Origin of the sequence: Leucothrix arctica (assembly GCF_003172895.1) — a bacterium.
GTDB lineage: Bacteria > Pseudomonadota > Gammaproteobacteria > Thiotrichales > Thiotrichaceae > Leucothrix > Leucothrix arctica.
This window is the reverse complement of record NZ_QGKL01000023.1, coordinates 1-18,990: the sequence shown is the minus strand read 5'-3', so window position 1 is coordinate 18,990 and position 18,990 is coordinate 1. Positions and strand designations below refer to the sequence as shown.

Here is an 18,990-nt window from a genome sequence, read left to right as displayed (position 1 = left end):
TGCTGTGGAAGTCTCTAGAGCCTAGCTAATAGATCGCTCACGACCTAATAGATGAATTCCCCAAGCCGTTGAAATAACCACCAACGCCCCGACTGCCTGATGTGCGACCGCATAGTAAATATTCACACCTGAAACAACCGTCGCGATCCCCAAGATTATTTGAATACCAAATGCACTGTGAATAGCCAGCGAAGCCTTCCTAGAGATTTTACGAATACGTCTTGCCAATAATATTAGGAAGATAACCGTCACCCAAGCCCACCAGCGATGAATGAAGTGAATAACCTGAGGGTCATTATTCAGTTTTGCCCAAAGGTTGGTCGTCCAGTCCACGCCTGCGGGGAAGAAAGAGCCGTACATAAGTGGCCACGTATTTGCAACATGACCTGCATTTAGCCCTGCGGTATAAGCACCAAATAATAACTGCACAAATAATACAAGAATCACGACAACACCGAAGCCGGTGAGTCTTGCCGGAGGACTGTTATGGCTGGCAAGTCGTCGAAGATCTAAGGCAGTCCAAACTAGCGCACCCAGAATAGCGAGCGCCATTAGCAGGTGGGTAGCTAGTCGAAAATGGCTAACGTCTGTGCGCTCGGTTAAACCAGAGGTGACCATCCACCAGCCAATCACGCCCTGCATTCCACCTAAAATGAGTAGGGCGGTTAGCTTGAAGCCATAACCTTTAGGAATAGCACGATTTATGGCGAACCAAGCGAAGGGTAGTGCAAAGGCAAGGCCGATGAGTCGTCCTAATAAACGGTGTGCCCATTCCCAAAAGTAGATGGATTTGAACTCTGCCAGTGCCATTCCAGCAGGGCCATTGATCTGTTGGAATTCGGGTATTTGTTTGTATTTCTCAAACTCTGTCAACCATGCTGCTTCATTCAATGGCGGTAATGTACCCGTGATGAGTTTCCATTCAGTAATTGAAAGCCCTGATTCGGTGAGTCGCGTGATGCCGCCGACAATAACCATGATGAAGACTAGGAACGCAACGGAGTAAAGCCAGTTGGAAATTGCTACCGGCTGTTTTAGATGATCGTCTATATAGTTGGTCATAGTAGGCAAGGTTGTTTGTGAGCGTTTGAGTATAGCAATAAGATTGCGTTAAATATTGTAGGCACAAAAAAGCCCACCCAACTTTTCAGCTGGACGGGCTTTGTCTTTCTAAACTTTTAATCGCTAAGGATTAAGAGAATAATAGACCACCGTTAACATCAACGTTGTTACCCGTCATGAACGAAGCATCGTCAGACGCTAGGAACACAGCAAGCTTAGCAACTTCATCAGGGTTACCTTCACGCTTTAGAGGTGTTGCGTTTGCAACGAACTCACGGATAGCATCTTTAGTGAAGATGTTGTGGAAGTCAGTGTCAATCATGCCTGGGCAAAGAGAGTTAACACGGATGTTGCGAGGGCCAAGTTCTTTAGCTAGTGCACGTGTGTAAGTCATTACAGCACCTTTAGAAGCAGCATATACAGAAGAACCACCACCACCACCATCGCGACCTGCTTGAGATGCGAATGTAACGATTGAGCTACCGTCAGCCATGTGAGGTAGGCAAGCTTTAACAGCCATGAATAATGAAGTTGTGTTCAACGTCATTACTGTGTTCCAGTGCTCAAGCGTCATCTCGTCAGTTGTTTTACGAGCAACTAGACCACCAGTAACGTGCATTAGCGTGTCGATTGCGCCATAAGTCTCAACTGCTTTAGCAGCAAGTGCAGTAACATCTGCTGGGTTAGTCATGTCGCCTTGTAGAGCAATAGCGTTTCCGCCGGCTGCTGTGATTTCAGCTACTGCAGAGTCAGCGCCTTCGCTGCTGCTGTGGTAGTTGATTACAACGTTAGCACCAGCTGCTGCTAGAGCCATAACACATGAACGACCGATGTCACGTCCGCCGCCAGTAACTACTGCTGTTTTTCCTGCAAAATTCATTTGGAACTCCTAATTATTTAAACAACTAAACTGCGCTTAGAATATTTGTGCACAGTTTAGTATATTTTCGTGAAATTTGTAAATATTTGTAACGGTAAGTTTGATAAAGCTGTCTTAACCGTACTTGTATACGCTAGCCAGTTTTTCAACGACTAACTTAAATGAACGCTCTTCTGAGTCTGTGAAGTAAAGGTTACAGTCATAACCTTGATCATCTAAGAAGCTAAAGATGCGCTTTGGATCATCTAACTTATAAGGTACAAGCAGTGTCACGATGCGGTGACGTTTCGCTTTAGGGTACTTCGCGATCAGGCCAGTGCTCACTGGAAGACCTTTGTATTCATCAGGGTTAATGTCTTGGAAGTCTTTCTCTTGAGTCAGTTCTGGTTTTCCACCTTCCGACCACATAACCTGACCGTAGAAACCAGCTTTCTCGCCGCTATTACGGAAAGAGTTTTCACCTAAAGTGAAATCGTTGTTCGCATGTAGTAACCAGTCAACTTCAACTTCTTCAGTCGCATCAACACTATCAACAATAACGAAGTAGCTATCTTGCACGAAGTAAACTTCACGCTGTACGTTAGTTACTTGTGGGTTGTAGTGTTGATAAGCTGGCGTCATGTTTGCTTTGATGTAGATGTGATCTTCACGCTCTTCAGCAAGCTCAATAGTACCTGTCGCATGCATTTGTAGTGCTTTATCACTATCTGCATACTGACCTTTACCATTGATCAAAATCGCATTTTTAGAGCGTGTTTGACGTCTCCAGTTCACGTGCATGTCACTACTGAACGCAACGTAATAACCTGACTGAACAGCCAAATCTTCACCAAATGCTGACAGGCAGAATGCGCCTTGATCACCATGACTGTGACTAATAGAACCGAACTTGCTTGACTTCATAACGAAGCTAATGTGCTTGTCAGGATTATCCATCTTGTACTGAATAGCCGCCCAACCAACGCCTTTAAACCATTTCAGCTTCTCGTCATCTGACGGTGCTTTTGCTTCAATTGCTGGCCAGTCATGCTGGTACATTAGTTCGTCAAAGTTAAGATCCCACCAACCGTAGTTGTAGAAGGCCATTTCTGTGCCTGGGTCATTACGCTTAACTTCTTCGTGATACCACTGGTACGCTTGGTTGCCAGTTACACCGGCAAATTGGCGAAGGTTATAACCCACTTTCAGGCAAACAGGGTCGCCCATAGTTGAGTCATCACCAAATGTACCGCGCAGTGTATTGGGTGCTTTCGTGTAAAGCGGGAAGTCACCAGTGTTTTGGAAGAATGGACGCTTATATAAATCATAGCCCATGTAGTTCTTCATCAGGTTAGCCGCTTCAATAAGGTAAGCCATTCCTGTCATCCAGTAGTGAGGGCCTTCTGCCCAACCACCTTCGTTATCACCCCAAGGTGTATAAACCGCTGACAAGAACTCGATAGAGTAGTCTAACCATTCACGTGCTTCTGGCTCTTCATCCCACATAGTGATACAAGCAGGAATAAGTACCGCATAAACCGAACGTACAGCGTGGCTGTCGTATGGGAATAGTTGGATGTTTGCGTGATCAATAACGTGGTCTGCTACTTGACGAGTACGGGCTAGTAGTGACTTACGTACTAAGTCGCGCTCTTCTTGCGTCATCTCGTTGTATAACCAGTCATAACCCCAAGCAAGTGCAACCGCAACGCGGAATGCCCACTCATCGGTGTAAGCGCGAGAGGTTGGACCTTCTGGATCCCACTCTGCTGCTGACAACAACCAGGATTTGGCTTTGTCTAACATGGCCTGATCTTTCATTACATGACCTGCAATCGCAAGGTGACGTATTGCGTAGATTAGCTCTTGGCAGTCGATGTATGTCTGACGCCAGATTGGCGCTACACGCGTATTATTTGGGTAAGGCTTTGGCTCATCCATTACTGGGCGATCAATCCAAGGCTTTACTGATTTTTCAAAGAATGCATCCCAACCACAGTGGCTAGCATCTTCTTTTACGCCATTACTAAATGCTTCAACTTGCGCTGGGTCTAACCACAGGCGAGGGTGAGCTTTATTTAGTTTTGCATAGCGTTCGGTGCTGTTAGGAAGTGGCACTTCCGTTGCATCTTCTTCGATGGTGAACTGACGTACTTCACTCCAACGTGTCTGTTGCGCTTTCTTATCTGCGTTCCAAACGGCGTAACACCAGTAATAACTACCAGTATCAAATACCTTGTTCGGAGTAATAAAGTTGACCGGTACACCTGAGAAAACATCAGTATTGTTTGATGGAAACTTTTTGTCGCTAGAGATTTTCAACACATATTGTGCTTCATCTTCAACAACTGGAAGCCACATGAAGCGTGGTGGATTCTCAATTACTGATGCGCCAGAGGCAGGTGAATACTTAATATTCAGGCGTCCAGCTTTAGGCTCATCCAAATAAGCGTCTTCTGGGCGGTTAGTCTTACTTGAGCACATGTGTGAATATCCCTAATAAAAATTAAAAATAAGGCACGCTTAGTCCAAGACCAAGCGTGCCATTAACGGTGTTGCTGTTACTTACTTCTTGCCATACTGGCGATCGTGAGCAGACTGCATTACTTCGATTACTTTTGGGTAACCCATTCTGTCCAACTGAGCGATGTAAGCATCCCAGTCTTTATCAACATCAGAAGAACCTAAGATCCAAGCTTGCTGCTTTTCCAACATGTAGTTTTGAGCTGTTGCCCAGTACTTGTCGAAAACTTTCTTCTCTTCAGCATTGAAAGCTACACCCAAGAACTGCGGGATCAGGTAGTCGCCTTGGTCATAAAGAGCGATACCTTCAAGTGCAAACTTGTTAGACCATTGCTTCTCATATGCGTAGTCCTGACGGAATCCACGTGGTACTTGAGCACCAACAGACCACATTTGAGCATTGATCGGCTTATCAGAAGTCAGAACTTCAGGCTTAAAGATAGGGTTACCATCAACCATATCGTAGTGCGTGCCTTCGATACCAAAGTTAGCTAGACGACGACCTTCTTCAGAGAAGTAGAAGTCAAAGTACTTGATAGTTTCGATAGGGTTCTTATTCGCCGCTGTGATTGCCCAACCTTCAGGCTTCACAGGAGTACGACGATGCTCTTCAATACGCTTACCAGAAATAGACTCTGGTGGAGCGAATGCCTTTAGCTCGAAACCAGGCACTTTCTTAGCCATAGAAACGTTATAGCCTGTAGTCGAAGCAAACCAATCGTGTGTTACACCACCAAGATCTTCAGACAGTAGGTATTCGCGTGAACGACTACCACGAGTGAATATCTCAGGATCGATTAGCTTCTCTTTGTACCACTTAGCGATGTGACGGATACCATTCTTATAACCTTCACCAACATAACCATGTCGAACTTCACCTTCATGAACATGGAAATCGTGACGAGTATCAGAACCAGAAGTACGGCCATCCCAGAATACTACTAGGCGAAGCATTTCTTCCCAGTTACGGTTGAAGTAAGGAATCTCATCTTTCTTACCGTTTCCGTTTGGATCAAGATCACGGAAAGCAACAAGTACTTCATAAAGCTCATCAATGTTGTTCGGAACTTCTAGCTTAAGCTTCTTAAGCCAATCCGTACGGATGAAATATGCTCTACCGTACTTTCCGTCAGGAAGGTAAGGGATGTAGTACATCTGACCATCAGCAGCTGAGATAGCTGCTTTGATAGCTGGATTAGCATCGAAGTACTCTTTCATATTTGGAGCATGCTTCTCAATCAAGTCATTCAAAGGCGCAAATGCGCCCTCTGGACCGTACTGATTAACATTTTCCTTCATGCTTGCACCACCAACGATGTCAGGCAGGTCACCAGAAGCAATCAAAAGATTGAATGCTTCTTGACTGTTAGTCGTTGCCATTGAAGCAATGTTCTTCAAGCTTACGCCTGTACGCTTTGCTGCTTCTTTTTCAACTAACCAGTCGTCATCATATACATACTTTTTAGTATGGAAGTGAATTGACAGCTCAAGTGGCTTGTCCGTTACTTTAGTGCTGCTGTGAGCATCTGCAAAAACGGGTGTAGTTGATGCAAGACCCGCTGCCACCATAATTGCTAAAGATAAAGTTTTTAATCGCATAGATTCCTCCTATAGATGTAATGCGAAATCATTCTTTCACTCCACCCATCATTATTCCTTTATTGAAATACTTCTGGATGAAAGGATAGAAAAGTAGTACTGGGATAATTGAGCACACCATGATGGCTGCACTTACCGTTTCAAATGAGTATGTCGCTTCTAGCAAACTACTAGCGAAGTCATCATCATCGGTCAATTGAATGATCGTCTGGCGTAAATACACCTGAAGAGGGATTTTGTCTTCATCCCTTAGTAAGACCATTGCCCAGAAGAAGCCATTCCAACGCGCTACGATACAAAATAGCGTGATTGTTGCAAGAGCCGGTTTTGATAGAGGTACATATACTTTCCAAAGGATCTGGAAATCATTTGCACCATCCATTCGAGCCGCTTCTTCAAATGAGGCTGGAAGGCTCTCAAAGAAGTTACGAAGTAATATAATGTTAAAGGCGTTACAAGCGAAACCAATAATGATTCCGATGTAGCTGTCCAATAGTCCAAGGTCACGCATGTTCAGGAAGAATGGAATCATTCCCGCGTTAAACCACATCGTAAAGGCAATTAACATGTTCCAGAAACGACGACCTACTAGCTGTGGTCGTGACAGTGCGTAAGCACCAGGAACTATAATTAACAAACTTAATATTGTTCCACCAATCGTATAAATAAATGTATTTTTATACGAAATCCAGAACATTGGTTCTGCTAACACGTGCTTATAAGCGGCCAGTGTCATATCTACTGGTGTCAGTATTACCTGTCCAGATGTAACCGCATCACCGGTACTAAAAGATACTGCTGCGATGTATATAAACGGATACAGCGTACTTAGTGTAAACATCGCGACTAGGAACATATTGATCCGAACAAAGATCTTGTCACCAGCCGAGTAAAGGTTCATGTTGCTCATTGTTTTCTCCCTACCACAACGACGTTCTAGAATAATGCTTACTAATAGTATTAGCGGTCATTACAAGAATAAAGGCTACAACTGCGTTAAACAGTCCAGCAGCAGCGGCTAAGTCATACTGTGCGCCGATCAAACCTTGACGGTAGATAAACGTACTAATAACGTCAGCTGTCGAATATGTCGCAGGCTGGTAAAGAAGAATAATTAACTCGAAACCAACTTCTAACAGGTTACCGATTCTGATAATCAACATGATCAGGATAGTAGGCAAGATACATGGAATAGTGATTTTCCACATCATCTGCCAGCGCGAAGCACCGTCAACAACTGCTGATTCATACAGTGATGGGTTTACACCCGCCATCGCTGCTAAGAATACGATTGAACCGAAACCAGCTTCCTGCCAAATACCAGACCCGATAAAGATAGGTCGGAACCACTCTGGCTTCGTTAAGAAGTAAATCGGTTCCATGCCTAACCACACCAGGAATTGATTGACGATTCCGGAGGAGGGCGAGAAGGCGGTTATTACGATACCCGCAATAATTACCGTTGATATAAAGTGAGGCAAATAAACAATAGTCTGAGCAGTACGCTTGAACGTCTGATTCAAGATTTCATTGAACATAAGTGCCAATAAGATCGGAATCGGGAAGCCAAACAGTAGACTCAAAGAACTGATGATCAGCGTATTCCATATCGCACGGATAAACTGGTCGTTACCGAATAACGTGTAAAAGTGCTCAAATCCAACCCATGAACTACCTTCAATACCACGGAAAATACTGTAGTCTTTAAAGGCAATTTGTAAGCCATACATCGGCTTGTAAAGGAATAAGATAAACCAGATAACAGTAGGGGCTAGCATTAGATAAAGCTGCCATTCCCTCCTGACGTGGCGTATGAACCACCCTATTTTTGATTGTATAACATTCATTGATAGCTCCCCATTACGCCTTAGCCGGATGGTCTATGGCATCTCCGGTTTCTTTATCGAATAAAGAGATCATTGACGGCTTGAAGTGGAAAGCTGAGGTCTTTTCTAGGTGAGCGATGTCACCATGAGTTTCAGCTTTAACAACAAAAGGCCTGTCCATAACCATGGTATGAAGCAATGCTTCAGAACCAAGTGTCTCAATCAAGTCTAGCTCAACTGGGATCGCGTTAGTGGCCGTTTCAGGGTCAGCTTCAGCTTGAGCGTTAGTCAAAATATGCTCTGGACGAATACCCAAAACAACTTTATGACCTTGGCAATGAGTACCGAGTTCTTTAGAGTCTGCAAGTGCTAGACGGTGATCGCCAAACTTAGCAAATAACTTGCCTTCAACAACATCAATTTCAGCGTCGATTTGGTTCATCGGAGGTGATCCAATGAAGCTAGCAACGAAGATATTCTTAGGATTGTTGAATAGGTCCATCGGTGTACCTACCTGCTCAATTCTACCGTTTGCCATTACAACAATACGATCCGCTAAGGTCATAGCCTCAACTTGGTCGTGTGTTACATACAAACTAGTCACGCCTAAACGCTTGTGCAGTCGCTTTATTTCAGCACGCATTTGCGTACGAAGTTTAGCGTCAAGGTTAGACAGTGGCTCATCAAATAGGAATACTTTAGGGTGACGAACAATCGCACGACCCATAGCAACACGCTGACGCTGACCACCAGAAAGATCTGCTGGACGACGTTCTAGGTAATCAGTAAGTCCTAGTGTCTCAGCAACTTCTGTCACCTGCTTGTCGATGCTTTCTTTGCTTTCTTTACGAATTCGTAGACCAAAGGCCATGTTCTCGTAAACGTTTAAATGTGGGTATAGTGCGTAGTTTTGAAAAACCATCGCCACATCACGATCTTTCGGTGCAACATTATTAACAACTTTATCTTCAATCGTTAACGTACCACCTGAAATTTCTTCCAGACCTGCTACCATTCTTAAAGTTGTAGACTTACCGCAACCAGAAGGTCCAACCAACACAACAAACTCTTGTGATTGAACTTCTAGGTCAATGCCGTGAACGACCTCGATATTCCCATAACGTTTAACAATCTTATCTAGCTTAACTCCTGACATCCTTCCTCCAATTATACCTAGCAGTGTTGCTAGGTTTTCTCACTACGCACGATGTTTAAATCGTCCTGAATTTAGTGTTTCGATAAAATCTAACAAGTCAGCATGTGAAGAGAGCTCAACAACTTCTCCCTCTAGCGAACCCACGTGTTTAACAATAGCGGCTTCAGCATCATCTGGAGAGCCACTTTTGATCGCATCAACAATTGCTCGGTGCTCTTCTATCACAGCACTTTCGCGTCGAATATTGTGTAGTCGTTTCAGGTAGCGCATGCGATAAACATCACCTTGCGTATCTTTCAACGTTTTCCAAACACCAGAGACACCTGCTGCATCAAAAAATGCTTGATGAAGTGCTTCGTCTAGTTGGAAAAATAATTGGTCTTTTTTGTCTTTAAGCGCCTGTTCCTGCTTGAGCAGAAGGCTGTCCATTTTTAAGCTTACGTTCCAGTTGCCACGTTGTTCAGCAGCTCGTCGAACGGCTCCAACTTCTAGCTGAAGTCGGATGAAGCAGGCCTCTATATAACGATCAATTTTTATCGATGTTACAAAAGTACCTTTTTTTGGGATTATTTCGACTAAGCCAGAACCTTGTAAGCGAATCATTGCTTCTCGGATTGGGGTTTTACTGGCTTGTAACGATTCGGCCACTTCCTTTTCGGACAACATTTGTCCAGGGTGAAGCTTAATCGTGATAATAAGTTCTTTGAGTATGTTGAAAACTTGAGCAGTTAGAGAGCCATTAGAGTCCAATGACTTATCTTTTAGTAAATCAGAAACTTGTAATGTTTGACCCAGCTCAGGCACTTGCTTCTCCTCCAAATGTACAACGCATGTTAACGAAACATGACTCGTTTGATGTCTAATATACTAGATGTGCTTTGTGTTTAATGCAAATATTTACAATAAGAATTACAAATAAATTATAAAAGTGCGTCTGCTGAGGATGAGTGGTTGTAGGGTGTTGGTTGTAATTAGTGCCTATAAGTATCTGAATTTGTTTGATATTTTTATTGGTAAGAGTGTTTCGTTCTGTCGTGTAATTTATTGCATAATTATTTGTAAAATCTTTGAAATTACTAATTAATTATTCAGTATCACAAGTCGCTTCATTATTTTTTATCTAAGATATTAGGTTAAAAAGGATGATGTGGGTGTTTCTAGAATGCTTAAAAAATACTCGTATTAAAAGATTGGTTTAGAGGTGACGAAAGCTGTTCTTATTTCAATACTTTAGCTGGTATATTAGTTTTAGAAGTCACCATGCTGCAATTGTGTGGTTTATTTTCTACTGACTTTTTTAGCGCTGCCTCAGCATCAAATGAGGTCCCTACTTATAAGACTGATTACATGACCAAGGATTTTTCTATGCCTCATTGTACTATCGAGTATTCTCGTAATATTGAGAAGCAGCTGTCGCCTGAAACTCTATTGACCGCTGTGCATGAAGGTGCAGTAAATAGTGGTTTGTTCGACCCTGCGGTTATTAAAATACGTTGTGCTCCATACGATAATATTTCGGTAGGTGGAAATGAGCAGGGCTCTTTTTTGCATGTGATGGCGCGCATCTTAAGTGGTCGAACTGCCGAGCAAAAAACGACACTAAGTCATGAAATTTATAAACAACTGCAACAATTAGAGTTAACTGTTGATGCGTTAACCGTTGAGATTTGTGATATCGATAGAGTCTCACACCAGCCTTGCCCTGATTAAGGGTCAATTTTTTTGAGAAGTTAGTGTGAGTGGCAGTACCGATTGGAGGGAGTTAAATGAGTCAAGCTTTACTAGGGAATAGGAACGTTTTTAGCCTTGCGTGGCCCATAGCCATCAACGCTATTTTGCTTCAGTTTATTTTAGTGATTGATACTGTACTAATAACCCCACTAGGTGAAGAGTCGCTAGCGGCAATGGGTTTAGCGGCAAGTGTGGCAGGTATATTAGTCGGACTACTAATGGCCTTTTCGAATGGTACGCAGTTAGTTGTGGCCCAAGCCTTCGGTGCTAAAAGCCCTTTAGCGCTGAGTCTTAGTTTTCGTTCTGGTGCCGTTATAAACGCGATGATCGCCTGTGCGGGTATCCTGTTTATTTTCATCTTTGGTAAGTCATTAATCAGCTTGATCTCTGATAAACCATTAATGATCGAGATGTCTTATGACTATCTTAAAATCTTCTCTGTCGTTGTTTTCGGTGTGTCGGTATCTCAAAACATAACTGTTTACTTTAATGCGACTGGCCGAAGCCGCATACCAATGTACGCCAATTTTTTAGAGTTACCCATTAACGTCGCCGTTAGTGTGGTGCTGATTTATGGCTTATTAGGGTTTACTGAAATGGGTTTGGAAGGTGCGGCAGTTGGTAGTGCCGTTGCGGTTAGTTCTAGGGCGCTATTTTTAGTGGTGTTTTACTCTAAGCAGCAAGCCAAGCAAATACCCTTTGATGCACCAGCCCTCACAGTCACTAATGTAAAAGACCATGCACGGCATGCGACACCTATTGCCGGTACTTTCATTAGCTCTATTTTAGCGGCGGGTGTTTGTATGATGATTTACGCCAAGTTAAGCACTAATGAGTTCGCTGCTTTAGTACTTATTGCACCTTGGATAAAAGTAGCAGGGCATTTGTCTACGGCATGGGGACAGTCCACAGGAATACTGGCAGGGCAGTTACTCGGGAATAAGGATTGGCCTCTGCTTGATGGTTTTGTTAGCCGTTCGTGGCGGGCCGCATTTGTTGTTGCGACTGTTATCTCAATTGCTTATATAAGCATGTTCTTTTTATTTGAAGCACTTTATCCAGAGTTGGAAGAGGAAACGCTCAACGCACTTTGGTTGTTTGCGCCTATTCTTGGAGTAACGCCTTTCATCCGAACGTCGAATACTATTTGTGGGCATGTGTTGAGGGCAGGTGGTGACGCCAAGTATGTCTTAAAGATTCACGCATACACTCAATGGTTTGTCATTGTACCGTTGTCTGCACTATTCGTGCTTTATTGGGATTTACACGTTGTATGGGTGTTTGCATTAACCCTTTTGGAAGAAATCATTAAGTCAGTGCCATTCCATTTGCGTATGTACAGTGATAGCTGGAAGAAGAACCTGGTGACAGCTTAGGTCAGAAACAGGGTCGAGAAATACTGTTTCTTGACTTTAGTACTACTTTTTAACTTAACAACCTTAAACTTTCGTTTCGACAACACTGTTCCAAGTGCCTGACTCATTACTGTTATTAATAATTCGAACAAATTAATTATTTAAACAATTTGACAAAAAAAATTTGCTATGTAATCTTGTAATACAAGTTAACGATTCTAATCTAGTGGTTTAGGTCTGTTTAACTTTTAGATACCCAATAGGAAGGAAGTCAAAATATGAACTGTATTAAGAAATTAACTTTAACAATGGCTGCAGTAAGCCTTTGTGCATTCTCAGTGGCAAGTCAGGCAGAGTGGAAAGGTTGGAATATTCATGTAAAGGGATATCCAAACACTGTTGCGATGGATAACTTCGCAGACCTAATTAAAGAAAAATCTGACGGCAAACTTACACTTAAGAACTTCCATAACGGTGTTCTAGGTAGCCAGCCAGATGCAATCGAACAACTACGTATCGGCGGCCTTCAGGTTGCTAGCTTCAGCTTAGGCCCTATTGGTCCTATCGTTCCAGAAGCAAACGTTCTTTCACTTCCTTTCATCTTTAAAGATCCTGAGCACATGTTCCGCGTTATGGACGGTGAAGGTGGAAAGATCATCAATGAAGGCATGAAGAAGAAAGGTATTGTTCTTCTAGGTGTATATGATGCTGGTGCACGTTCTTTCTACAACGGTACTAAGGCAATCGAAAAGCCAGAAGACGTTAAAGGCATGAAGATTCGTGTAATGAATAATGACCTTTATTCAGGCATGATTTCTGCACTAGGTGGTAACCCATCACCAATGGCTTTCTCTGAAGTATACCAGTCACTAAAGACTAAAGTAGTTGACGGTGCTGAGAATAACTTCCCTTCATACGAGTCTACTGCTCACAACGAAGTTGCACAGTTCTACTCTCTATCACAGCATTTGATCATCCCTGAGTGCCTATGCATGAACGCTGATGTTTACGCTGCACTTTCTGACGATGAAAAGAAAATCGTTCATGAAGCTGCTGAAGAGTCAACTGCACTACAACGTGCTGAGTGGGCTAAGCGTGATGTTGCAAGTCGTGAAACTGTTGAAGCTAACGGCGTAAAAGTTAACGAAATCGCTGATAAGTCTGGTTTCCAAGACGCAATGAAGCCTGTATATGCTACATACCTAGAAGCTAATCCAGATCTTAAGTCTCTAGTTGAGTTAATTCAGAACACGCCTTAAGTAGTAAGAAAGTCTCCTCCGAGCAGCTATGTCATTTACTTGATGTAGTTGCTCACCCTCATTTTTACCCTATCTGTTTATATCTAGAGAACACTTATGTCTACTCTTAACTCGCCCATCAAGAAGTCAGCTTATGACAAGCTACTTGATACCCTTGCTTCAATAAGCATGTTTGTCGCAGGTGTTTGTATTGTTGTGATGACTGTCATCTTTGCTTGGTTGGTTTATGGCCGTTATGTGCTAAATGCAACACCTACATGGGTAGAGCAAGTCTCGCTACTACTCGTGGTTTTTATGGGTTTTTTAGGCGCATCTGCTGGTGTGCATAGAAGAACACACTTAAGTGTTAATTTCTTCAGATATGTAAGCCCAAGACCTATCAGACGTTTTTTCGAATTGCTATCACACCTAATTATGGGCGTTTTTGCTTTTATCATGGCGTGGAAAGGTTATGAGCTCGTTATATTTAAATGGGGTAACCAAATCCCATTGATCGACATTCCTGAAGGTGTGCGAGCTATACCCGTCATGCTTTGTGGAGGACTTACTCTACTTTACTCAATAGGCCACGTTATTCGCTATTTCCAAGGCGAAGAAGAAAGCCCTGTCATCACTTCAGAAGAATAAACACGGAATATTTAAACTATGGGACTGTTAATCTTAATGGGCGTTTTTGCCCTGTGCGTTGTTATTGGTGTACCAGTAGCCTTTGCACTCGGTGTGGCGGCTTTGTCAGCCTTTGCCTTTGAGGGTTTACCCTTAATTATCGCTTTTCAGCGAATTGTTTCAGGAATCAGCGTCTTCTCATTGATGGCTATTCCTTTCTTCATCTTTGCGGGTGAATTGATGTTCCACGGTGGTATCGCGCAGCGACTCGTTCGCTTTGCTTCATCAGCGGTTGGTGCAGTACGTGGTGGTCTTGGTATTGTGAATGTTTTCTCATCGATGTTATTCGGTGGTATCTCAGGTTCAGCAGTCGCCGACATCTCTGCATTGGGTTCAATCTTGATCCCAGTAATGAAAGAAAAAGGATATGACGACGATTACGCAGTAAACGTAACAGTTACTTCGTCGATTGCCGGCGTCATGATTCCACCTAGTCACAATATGATCTTGTACGGAGTAGCAGCCGGTGGTGGTATTTCAATATCACAACTCTTTATGGCTGGTGTTGTTCCGGGTGTTTTAATGTGTATCTGCCTAGCAGTTACCGCTTACATAATCGCGGTTAAGCGTGGTTATAAAGCAGAAGTATTCCCTGGCTTCAAAGTATTATTTATTCACTTTATTGTTGCTCTGCCTGGTTTGTTCACTGCTGTCATTATCGTTGGTGGTGTTCTATCTGGCGTATTCACAGTAACTGAGTCTGGTGCGTTCGGAACGCTGTATGCCTTTGTTGTAACAATCCTGGTTTACCGCGAGTTAACGTGGGCGAAATTTAAGCTTGCGGTAGTGAATGCGGTTAAGACCACTTCGATGGTAATGATACTGATCGCTTGTGCAGCTTGTTTTGCTTACATGCTGACATACTTCCAAGTACCGTCTCAGATGACTGCATTTATGACAAGTGTGTCTGATGACCCTGTCGCTATTATGTTAATGATTAATGGAATGCTGCTGACACTGGGTATGATCATGGACATGGCTGCATTGATCTTGATCTGTACGCCTATCTTCTTGCCAGTTGCGCAATCAATCGGTATTGATCCGCTGCAGTTTGGTATGATCATGCTGATGAACTTAGGAATAGGCTTATGTACTCCACCAGTAGGCTCATGCCTGTTTGTAGGTTGTGCGGTAGGTAATGTACCAATGGAAAAGGCAGTTAGAACGATTTGGCCTTTCTATGCGGCGATATTTGTCGCCCTCATGCTCACCAGCTTTGTTCCTGCAATATCATTAACGTTACCCAACCTTATTGCCGGATAAATCATGGATTTAAACTTTCAGATCAATAAACGTGAAAAGCTATCAGATCAACTCTACGGACAGTTGCTTAAGAAAATTGTCGCAGGTGAGTTGAAAGAGGGTGATAAGTTACCTTCTGAAAATGAGATAGCTCAAGCCTTTCAAGTTTCTCGCCCAGTTATACGCGAAGCTTTGATGCGCTTGCAGGCTGATGGCCTGATCTATTCACGTCAGGGAGCCGGCTCGTTTGTTAAAGCTCGCCCACCTGAAGGTTTGATTAAGTTTACTGCACCTTCAGACATCGCAGGTTTGCTGCGATGTTTTGAAGCGCGTCTTCCACTTGAAGGTGCGATTGCCAGTTTGGCTGCACAGCGTGCGACAGAAGAAGACTTAAAAGCCATCGAATCAGCATTGATTAAGATGGAAGATATAATGAATAAAGGTGCTATCGCTGACAAAGCTGACTTTGACTTTCACATGGCAATTGCTAACGCCGCTGGAAATGAGTTTTGTGTGTCGATATTAAGTACCTTACACACCGCAATGAGATCAGGGATGCGAGTTGCGTTGAACATCACCAAGACTGGTTCTAAAGAGCGTCTGAAAAAAGTACAAGAAGAGCACCGTACTATTTATGACGCAATTGCCATTGGTGATGTGACTGCTGCAGACCTTGCCATGCGATATCACATACAAAGCGCTCGAACACGCTTAATGAATCATCAACGAGGTGCATAGTGAGCAGGATTTTAATAACCGGAGCCGCAGGTGGCTTAGGTAAAGTGCTTCGTGAAAGTTTAAGTGGGTGGCATGACACCTTACGACTTTCAGATATAAGCAGTATGGGTGAAGCTCAAAACGGTGAAGAACTTATTCAGTGTGATTTGGGTGATGCAGTCGCTGTCATGGAATTAGTCAAAGGTTGTGACGGAATCATCCACTTAGGTGGTCAGTCACTTGAAAACACTTTTGAAAATATCCTTAATGCAAATATTCGCGGCACATACAACGTGTATGAGGCAGCACGCCAACAAGGCGTAAAACGTATCCTATTCGCTAGTTCTAATCATGTCATCGGCTTTCACAAGTCTGGTGAGAAGCTAGACGCGACTTCTTCGATGCGCCCTGACAGCATCTATGGCGTGTCTAAAGCTTATGGTGAAATGTTAGCCAGTTATTACCATGACATGTTTGGTATTGAGACCGCTGCGGTGCGTATCGGCTCGTGTTTTCCAAACGCTGCTAACCGTCGTATGTTGTCGACATGGATGAGTTACAGCGACTTCACTAGCTTGATTAAGAAAGTATTTGAAGTGGACGAGTTAGGTTATTCAATTGTTTACGGTGTGTCAGACAACCCAGATAGTTGGTGGGATAATCACTTAACTGCTCATATCGGTTGGACGCCAAAAGACAGTAGTGCGACTTTTGCGAATGATGCACATATTCTAGCGCAGGTGGATGATCCAGAAGACCCAGCTGTTATGTACCAAGGTGGTGGTTTTGCTGCGGCAGGACACTTCGAAGACCCTATTAAAGATGGTGATAAATGATTACTCTTCCAGTTGAATGCGTTCTAGATGCTAAAGCCAAAATCGGTGAAGGCGCTATTTGGTGCTCTGTGAAACAAAGGCTTTATTGGGTCGATATTCCAGCGGGAATATTGCACCGATTTAACCCTTCTGATAATACTAACGAAAGTTGGGAAATGGGCGAAGCACTAGGTTGTTTCTCATTGACTCAACGCGGTACGTTGGTATTAGCACTTGTGTCGGGTTTTCATGAGTTTAACCCTGAAACGGGTGAAAAGACTTACCTTGGTGGCCCAGACGTTTCTGAGTTTAAGCAGCAGTTTAATGACGGTAGTGTTGATCAGCGTGGTCGTTTCTATGCAGGAACAATGCGTACTAACGGTGATCATGTAAATGATCCTTCTGGCACCATGTACTCAATTACAAGTGACCTTGAAGTAAATAAAGTGATGAGTGGTTTCCATATCTTAAACGGTATGGCGTTCTCTCCTGATGGCAAGACGGCCTATGTATCTGATTCATTCCCTACAGTCCGTACGATCTGGGCTTATGACTATGATTTGGATGACGCGGCATGGTCAAACAAGCGCGTATTCCTAGACACTAATGGTCTTGCAGGTCGTCCAGATGGCGGCGCGATGGACTCAGAAGGTTGCTATTGGATGGCGGGTGTAAGCGGTTGGGAACTTGTTCGTATCACACCTGAAGGTAAGGTTGATATGGAAATCGCGATGCCTGTTGAGAAGCCGACCCGAATTGCGTTTGGTGGCCCTAATATGGATACATTGTTCGTTACTTCTTTAGGTTTTGACGTGACAGAAGGTACTCATCAACCACAAGCGGGTGGTTTATTCGCGCTTCAAGTTCCGGGTGTGACAGGTGTTGAGTTGCCTCGAATGAATCTGGCGTAAAACTTTCCTTCTTTAAGATGGGTAGTAACGTGAGGAGTTATCCTCAAACAAAGCCAGCTTTTTAGCTGGCTTTGTTGTGTCTGAAAGACTACTTTTATAGTCATGAATGGAATGACTAATAAAATTGCACTTCGCGATGCAAAATCAGACGACTATGAGTTTGCTTTTGAAGCTAAAAAGCAGGCGATGCGAGAGACTATCGAGTCTAAATGGGGATGGGATGAGGCTTTTCAGTTAGCGCTTCATGAGCAACGCTGGAGTGAGAAACCTTGGTTTATTATTGAGAATGATGGTGATGCTATTGGGACTGTTTCGTTGCATCAGATAGATGACAAGACGCTACGGTTTGGTGAATTCTATTTGCTGGATAGTTGTCGAAATCAGGGTATTGGTACGGGTGTGTTGGTCGATACTTTAAAAGACTGTGATGCTAAAGGTTTACGGGTTATTTTGGAGTATTTGCACTGGAATCCAGTTGGGTCGTTGTACAAGCGACATGGGTTTGAGGTTACTTCGAAGAATGAGATTCATTATTTTATGGAGCGAATAACTCCAGTATCTTTAGGTTAAACTATGAATGGAAAGTCGACTAATTCACTCAAATATATTTTTGACCTCATAAGAGAATCAAAATTTATTCACGGTGCTTATCCAGTGATTAGAGTATTAATTGCAATCTCTTCTTTAATCACTGCACATGTACTTGGGTATACTGACAGGCTTGGTATAGGTGTTGAGGCTTTTGTTGGATTTGAAGTTGTTGGTGATCTATTTGCTGACTTTATTTCAAATGTATTATTTGCTGGTATTTTTACAAGTATAATTGCCATTCCCGCTTTTCTTTTGAGTGACCAAAAAGGTGGTGAGGTACAGGGTGACTTCTGGATAGCTTTAAAGTCTAAAATTCTTTTTATGGCATTGTTTGGAATCATATTTATCTTCTTATATCTAAACCTCATATACGCAAGCCCTTTTATGGCTTTAGACTATGTGTCGAGAACCGCGTGGTTGTAAACTTTCTTTTTGAATAAATCAGGTTTGTCTAATTGCCACTGCTTCATACTTTGAATAGGGGTCAAATGTCCAAGGTTTCTTTGAATAACGTGGTGATTATACGTGATTAAGTAACGTTTTAGCGTTGTTTCCATTTCTTCGGCAGAAGCAAAGTAGGTGGACTTAATCACCTGTGATATTCGACCATTAAAGCGTTCCACCATGCCATTAGTTTGTGGGTGTTTTGCTGGAATTAAACGGTGCTCTATTGTCAAT

Annotated in this window: 19 protein-coding genes; 10 read left to right on the top strand and 9 right to left on the bottom strand. The window is 43.1% G+C overall.

Features of this window, described 5'->3' with window-relative positions:
* Positions 1–21: 21 nt before the first annotated feature.
* The 8 genes from DKT75_RS07695 to DKT75_RS07660 all read right to left on the bottom strand — a co-directional run bounded on the left by DKT75_RS07695 (position 22) and on the right by DKT75_RS07660 (position 9,829).
* Complete coding sequence (locus DKT75_RS07695) at positions 22–1,062, bottom strand: COX15/CtaA family protein (protein ID WP_109822844.1); 1,041 nt, start codon at positions 1,060–1,062, stop codon at positions 22–24.
* A 130-nt stretch (positions 1,063–1,192) separates the two neighbouring features.
* Entirely contained in the window at positions 1,193–1,942 is a 750-nt protein-coding gene (locus DKT75_RS07690) for an SDR family NAD(P)-dependent oxidoreductase (RefSeq protein WP_109822843.1), read from the bottom strand.
* A gap of 114 nt (positions 1,943–2,056) precedes the next feature.
* A complete protein-coding gene (locus DKT75_RS07685) occupies positions 2,057–4,405 on the bottom strand; it encodes a DUF4962 domain-containing protein (protein ID WP_109822842.1) in 2,349 nt (782 codons plus the stop codon).
* An 81-nt stretch (positions 4,406–4,486) separates the two neighbouring features.
* Entirely contained in the window at positions 4,487–6,043 is a 1,557-nt protein-coding gene (locus tag DKT75_RS07680; RefSeq protein ID WP_211665259.1) for an extracellular solute-binding protein, read from the bottom strand.
* Positions 6,044–6,071: 28 nt separating this feature from the next.
* Positions 6,072–6,953: a carbohydrate ABC transporter permease gene (locus tag DKT75_RS07675; protein ID WP_109822841.1), complete on the bottom strand. Its 882-nt coding sequence runs from the start codon at positions 6,951–6,953 to the stop codon at positions 6,072–6,074.
* 10 nt (positions 6,954–6,963) lie between these two features.
* On the bottom strand, positions 6,964–7,890 hold the full coding sequence (locus tag DKT75_RS07670; RefSeq protein ID WP_109822840.1) for an ABC transporter permease: 927 nt from the start codon (positions 7,888–7,890) through the stop codon (positions 6,964–6,966).
* 13 nt (positions 7,891–7,903) lie between these two features.
* On the bottom strand, positions 7,904–9,025 hold the full coding sequence (locus tag DKT75_RS07665) for an ABC transporter ATP-binding protein (protein ID WP_109822839.1): 1,122 nt from the start codon (positions 9,023–9,025) through the stop codon (positions 7,904–7,906).
* 42 nt (positions 9,026–9,067) lie between these two features.
* Positions 9,068–9,829, bottom strand: coding sequence for a GntR family transcriptional regulator (locus DKT75_RS07660; RefSeq protein ID WP_146201334.1), 762 nt, complete (start codon positions 9,827–9,829; stop codon positions 9,068–9,070).
* Positions 9,830–10,390: 561 nt separating this feature from the next.
* On the opposite strand from DKT75_RS07660, the gene DKT75_RS07655 reads away from it, so the two are divergent.
* From DKT75_RS07655 to DKT75_RS07610, 10 genes are all read left to right on the top strand, one after another.
* Positions 10,391–10,735: a 5-carboxymethyl-2-hydroxymuconate Delta-isomerase gene (locus DKT75_RS07655; RefSeq protein WP_146201333.1), complete on the top strand. Its 345-nt coding sequence runs from the start codon at positions 10,391–10,393 to the stop codon at positions 10,733–10,735.
* A 56-nt stretch (positions 10,736–10,791) separates the two neighbouring features.
* Positions 10,792–12,132 (top strand): MATE family efflux transporter, encoded by a 1,341-nt coding sequence (locus tag DKT75_RS07650; protein WP_109822836.1) that lies wholly within the window; start codon positions 10,792–10,794, stop codon positions 12,130–12,132.
* 257 nt (positions 12,133–12,389) lie between these two features.
* On the top strand, positions 12,390–13,370 hold the full coding sequence (locus DKT75_RS07645; RefSeq protein WP_109822835.1) for a TRAP transporter substrate-binding protein: 981 nt from the start codon (positions 12,390–12,392) through the stop codon (positions 13,368–13,370).
* A 96-nt stretch (positions 13,371–13,466) separates the two neighbouring features.
* Entirely contained in the window at positions 13,467–13,997 is a 531-nt protein-coding gene (locus DKT75_RS07640; RefSeq protein ID WP_109822834.1) for a TRAP transporter small permease, read from the top strand.
* Positions 13,998–14,015: 18 nt separating this feature from the next.
* A complete protein-coding gene (locus DKT75_RS07635) occupies positions 14,016–15,299 on the top strand; it encodes a TRAP transporter large permease (RefSeq protein ID WP_109822833.1) in 1,284 nt (427 codons plus the stop codon).
* Positions 15,300–15,302: 3 nt separating this feature from the next.
* Positions 15,303–16,016, top strand: a complete 714-nt coding sequence (locus DKT75_RS07630; RefSeq protein ID WP_109822832.1) for a FadR/GntR family transcriptional regulator — start codon at positions 15,303–15,305, stop codon at positions 16,014–16,016.
* Positions 16,016–16,831, top strand: coding sequence for an NAD-dependent epimerase/dehydratase family protein (locus DKT75_RS07625; protein WP_109822831.1), 816 nt, complete (start codon positions 16,016–16,018; stop codon positions 16,829–16,831). Before DKT75_RS07630 ends, DKT75_RS07625 begins: the two co-directional genes overlap by 1 nt.
* Positions 16,828–17,721: an SMP-30/gluconolactonase/LRE family protein gene (locus DKT75_RS07620; RefSeq protein WP_109822830.1), complete on the top strand. Its 894-nt coding sequence runs from the start codon at positions 16,828–16,830 to the stop codon at positions 17,719–17,721. The genes DKT75_RS07625 and DKT75_RS07620 overlap by 4 nt, the downstream gene beginning before the upstream one ends.
* A 111-nt stretch (positions 17,722–17,832) precedes the next feature.
* A complete protein-coding gene (locus DKT75_RS07615) occupies positions 17,833–18,291 on the top strand; it encodes a GNAT family N-acetyltransferase (protein ID WP_158278812.1) in 459 nt (152 codons plus the stop codon).
* A gap of 3 nt (positions 18,292–18,294) precedes the next feature.
* Positions 18,295–18,735: a hypothetical protein gene (locus DKT75_RS07610; RefSeq protein ID WP_109822828.1), complete on the top strand. Its 441-nt coding sequence runs from the start codon at positions 18,295–18,297 to the stop codon at positions 18,733–18,735.
* On the opposite strand, the gene DKT75_RS07605 is transcribed toward DKT75_RS07610, so the two are convergent.
* The coding region (locus DKT75_RS07605; protein WP_158278811.1) for an integrase core domain-containing protein at positions 18,708–18,990 on the bottom strand (283 nt) is incomplete at its 5' end. The genes DKT75_RS07610 and DKT75_RS07605 overlap by 28 nt on opposite strands.

Excerpts from the sequence above, each read along its gene's own strand:
- DKT75_RS07655 (WP_146201333.1), top strand. The coding sequence starts at position 10,391 with ATGCCTCATTGTACTATCGAGTATTCTCGTAATATTGAGAAGCAGCTG.
- DKT75_RS07650 (WP_109822836.1), top strand. The coding sequence starts at position 10,792 with ATGAGTCAAGCTTTACTAGGGAATAGGAACGTTTTTAGCCTTGCGTGG.
- DKT75_RS07680 (WP_211665259.1), bottom strand. The coding sequence starts at position 6,043 with ATGCGATTAAAAACTTTATCTTTAGCAATTATGGTGGCAGCGGGTCTT.
- DKT75_RS07620 (WP_109822830.1), top strand. The coding sequence starts at position 16,828 with ATGATTACTCTTCCAGTTGAATGCGTTCTAGATGCTAAAGCCAAAATC.
- DKT75_RS07670 (WP_109822840.1), bottom strand. The coding sequence starts at position 7,890 with ATGAATGTTATACAATCAAAAATAGGGTGGTTCATACGCCACGTCAGG.
- DKT75_RS07665 (WP_109822839.1), bottom strand. The coding sequence starts at position 9,025 with ATGTCAGGAGTTAAGCTAGATAAGATTGTTAAACGTTATGGGAATATC.
- DKT75_RS07695 (WP_109822844.1), bottom strand. The coding sequence starts at position 1,062 with ATGACCAACTATATAGACGATCATCTAAAACAGCCGGTAGCAATTTCC.
- DKT75_RS07640 (WP_109822834.1), top strand. The coding sequence starts at position 13,467 with ATGTCTACTCTTAACTCGCCCATCAAGAAGTCAGCTTATGACAAGCTA.
- DKT75_RS07610 (WP_109822828.1), top strand. The coding sequence starts at position 18,295 with ATGAATGGAAAGTCGACTAATTCACTCAAATATATTTTTGACCTCATA.
- DKT75_RS07630 (WP_109822832.1), top strand. The coding sequence starts at position 15,303 with ATGGATTTAAACTTTCAGATCAATAAACGTGAAAAGCTATCAGATCAA.
- DKT75_RS07685 (WP_109822842.1), bottom strand. The coding sequence starts at position 4,405 with ATGTGCTCAAGTAAGACTAACCGCCCAGAAGACGCTTATTTGGATGAG.
- DKT75_RS07690 (WP_109822843.1), bottom strand. The coding sequence starts at position 1,942 with ATGAATTTTGCAGGAAAAACAGCAGTAGTTACTGGCGGCGGACGTGAC.
- DKT75_RS07615 (WP_158278812.1), top strand. The coding sequence starts at position 17,833 with ATGACTAATAAAATTGCACTTCGCGATGCAAAATCAGACGACTATGAG.
- DKT75_RS07645 (WP_109822835.1), top strand. The coding sequence starts at position 12,390 with ATGAACTGTATTAAGAAATTAACTTTAACAATGGCTGCAGTAAGCCTT.
- DKT75_RS07635 (WP_109822833.1), top strand. The coding sequence starts at position 14,016 with ATGGGACTGTTAATCTTAATGGGCGTTTTTGCCCTGTGCGTTGTTATT.
- DKT75_RS07675 (WP_109822841.1), bottom strand. The coding sequence starts at position 6,953 with ATGAGCAACATGAACCTTTACTCGGCTGGTGACAAGATCTTTGTTCGG.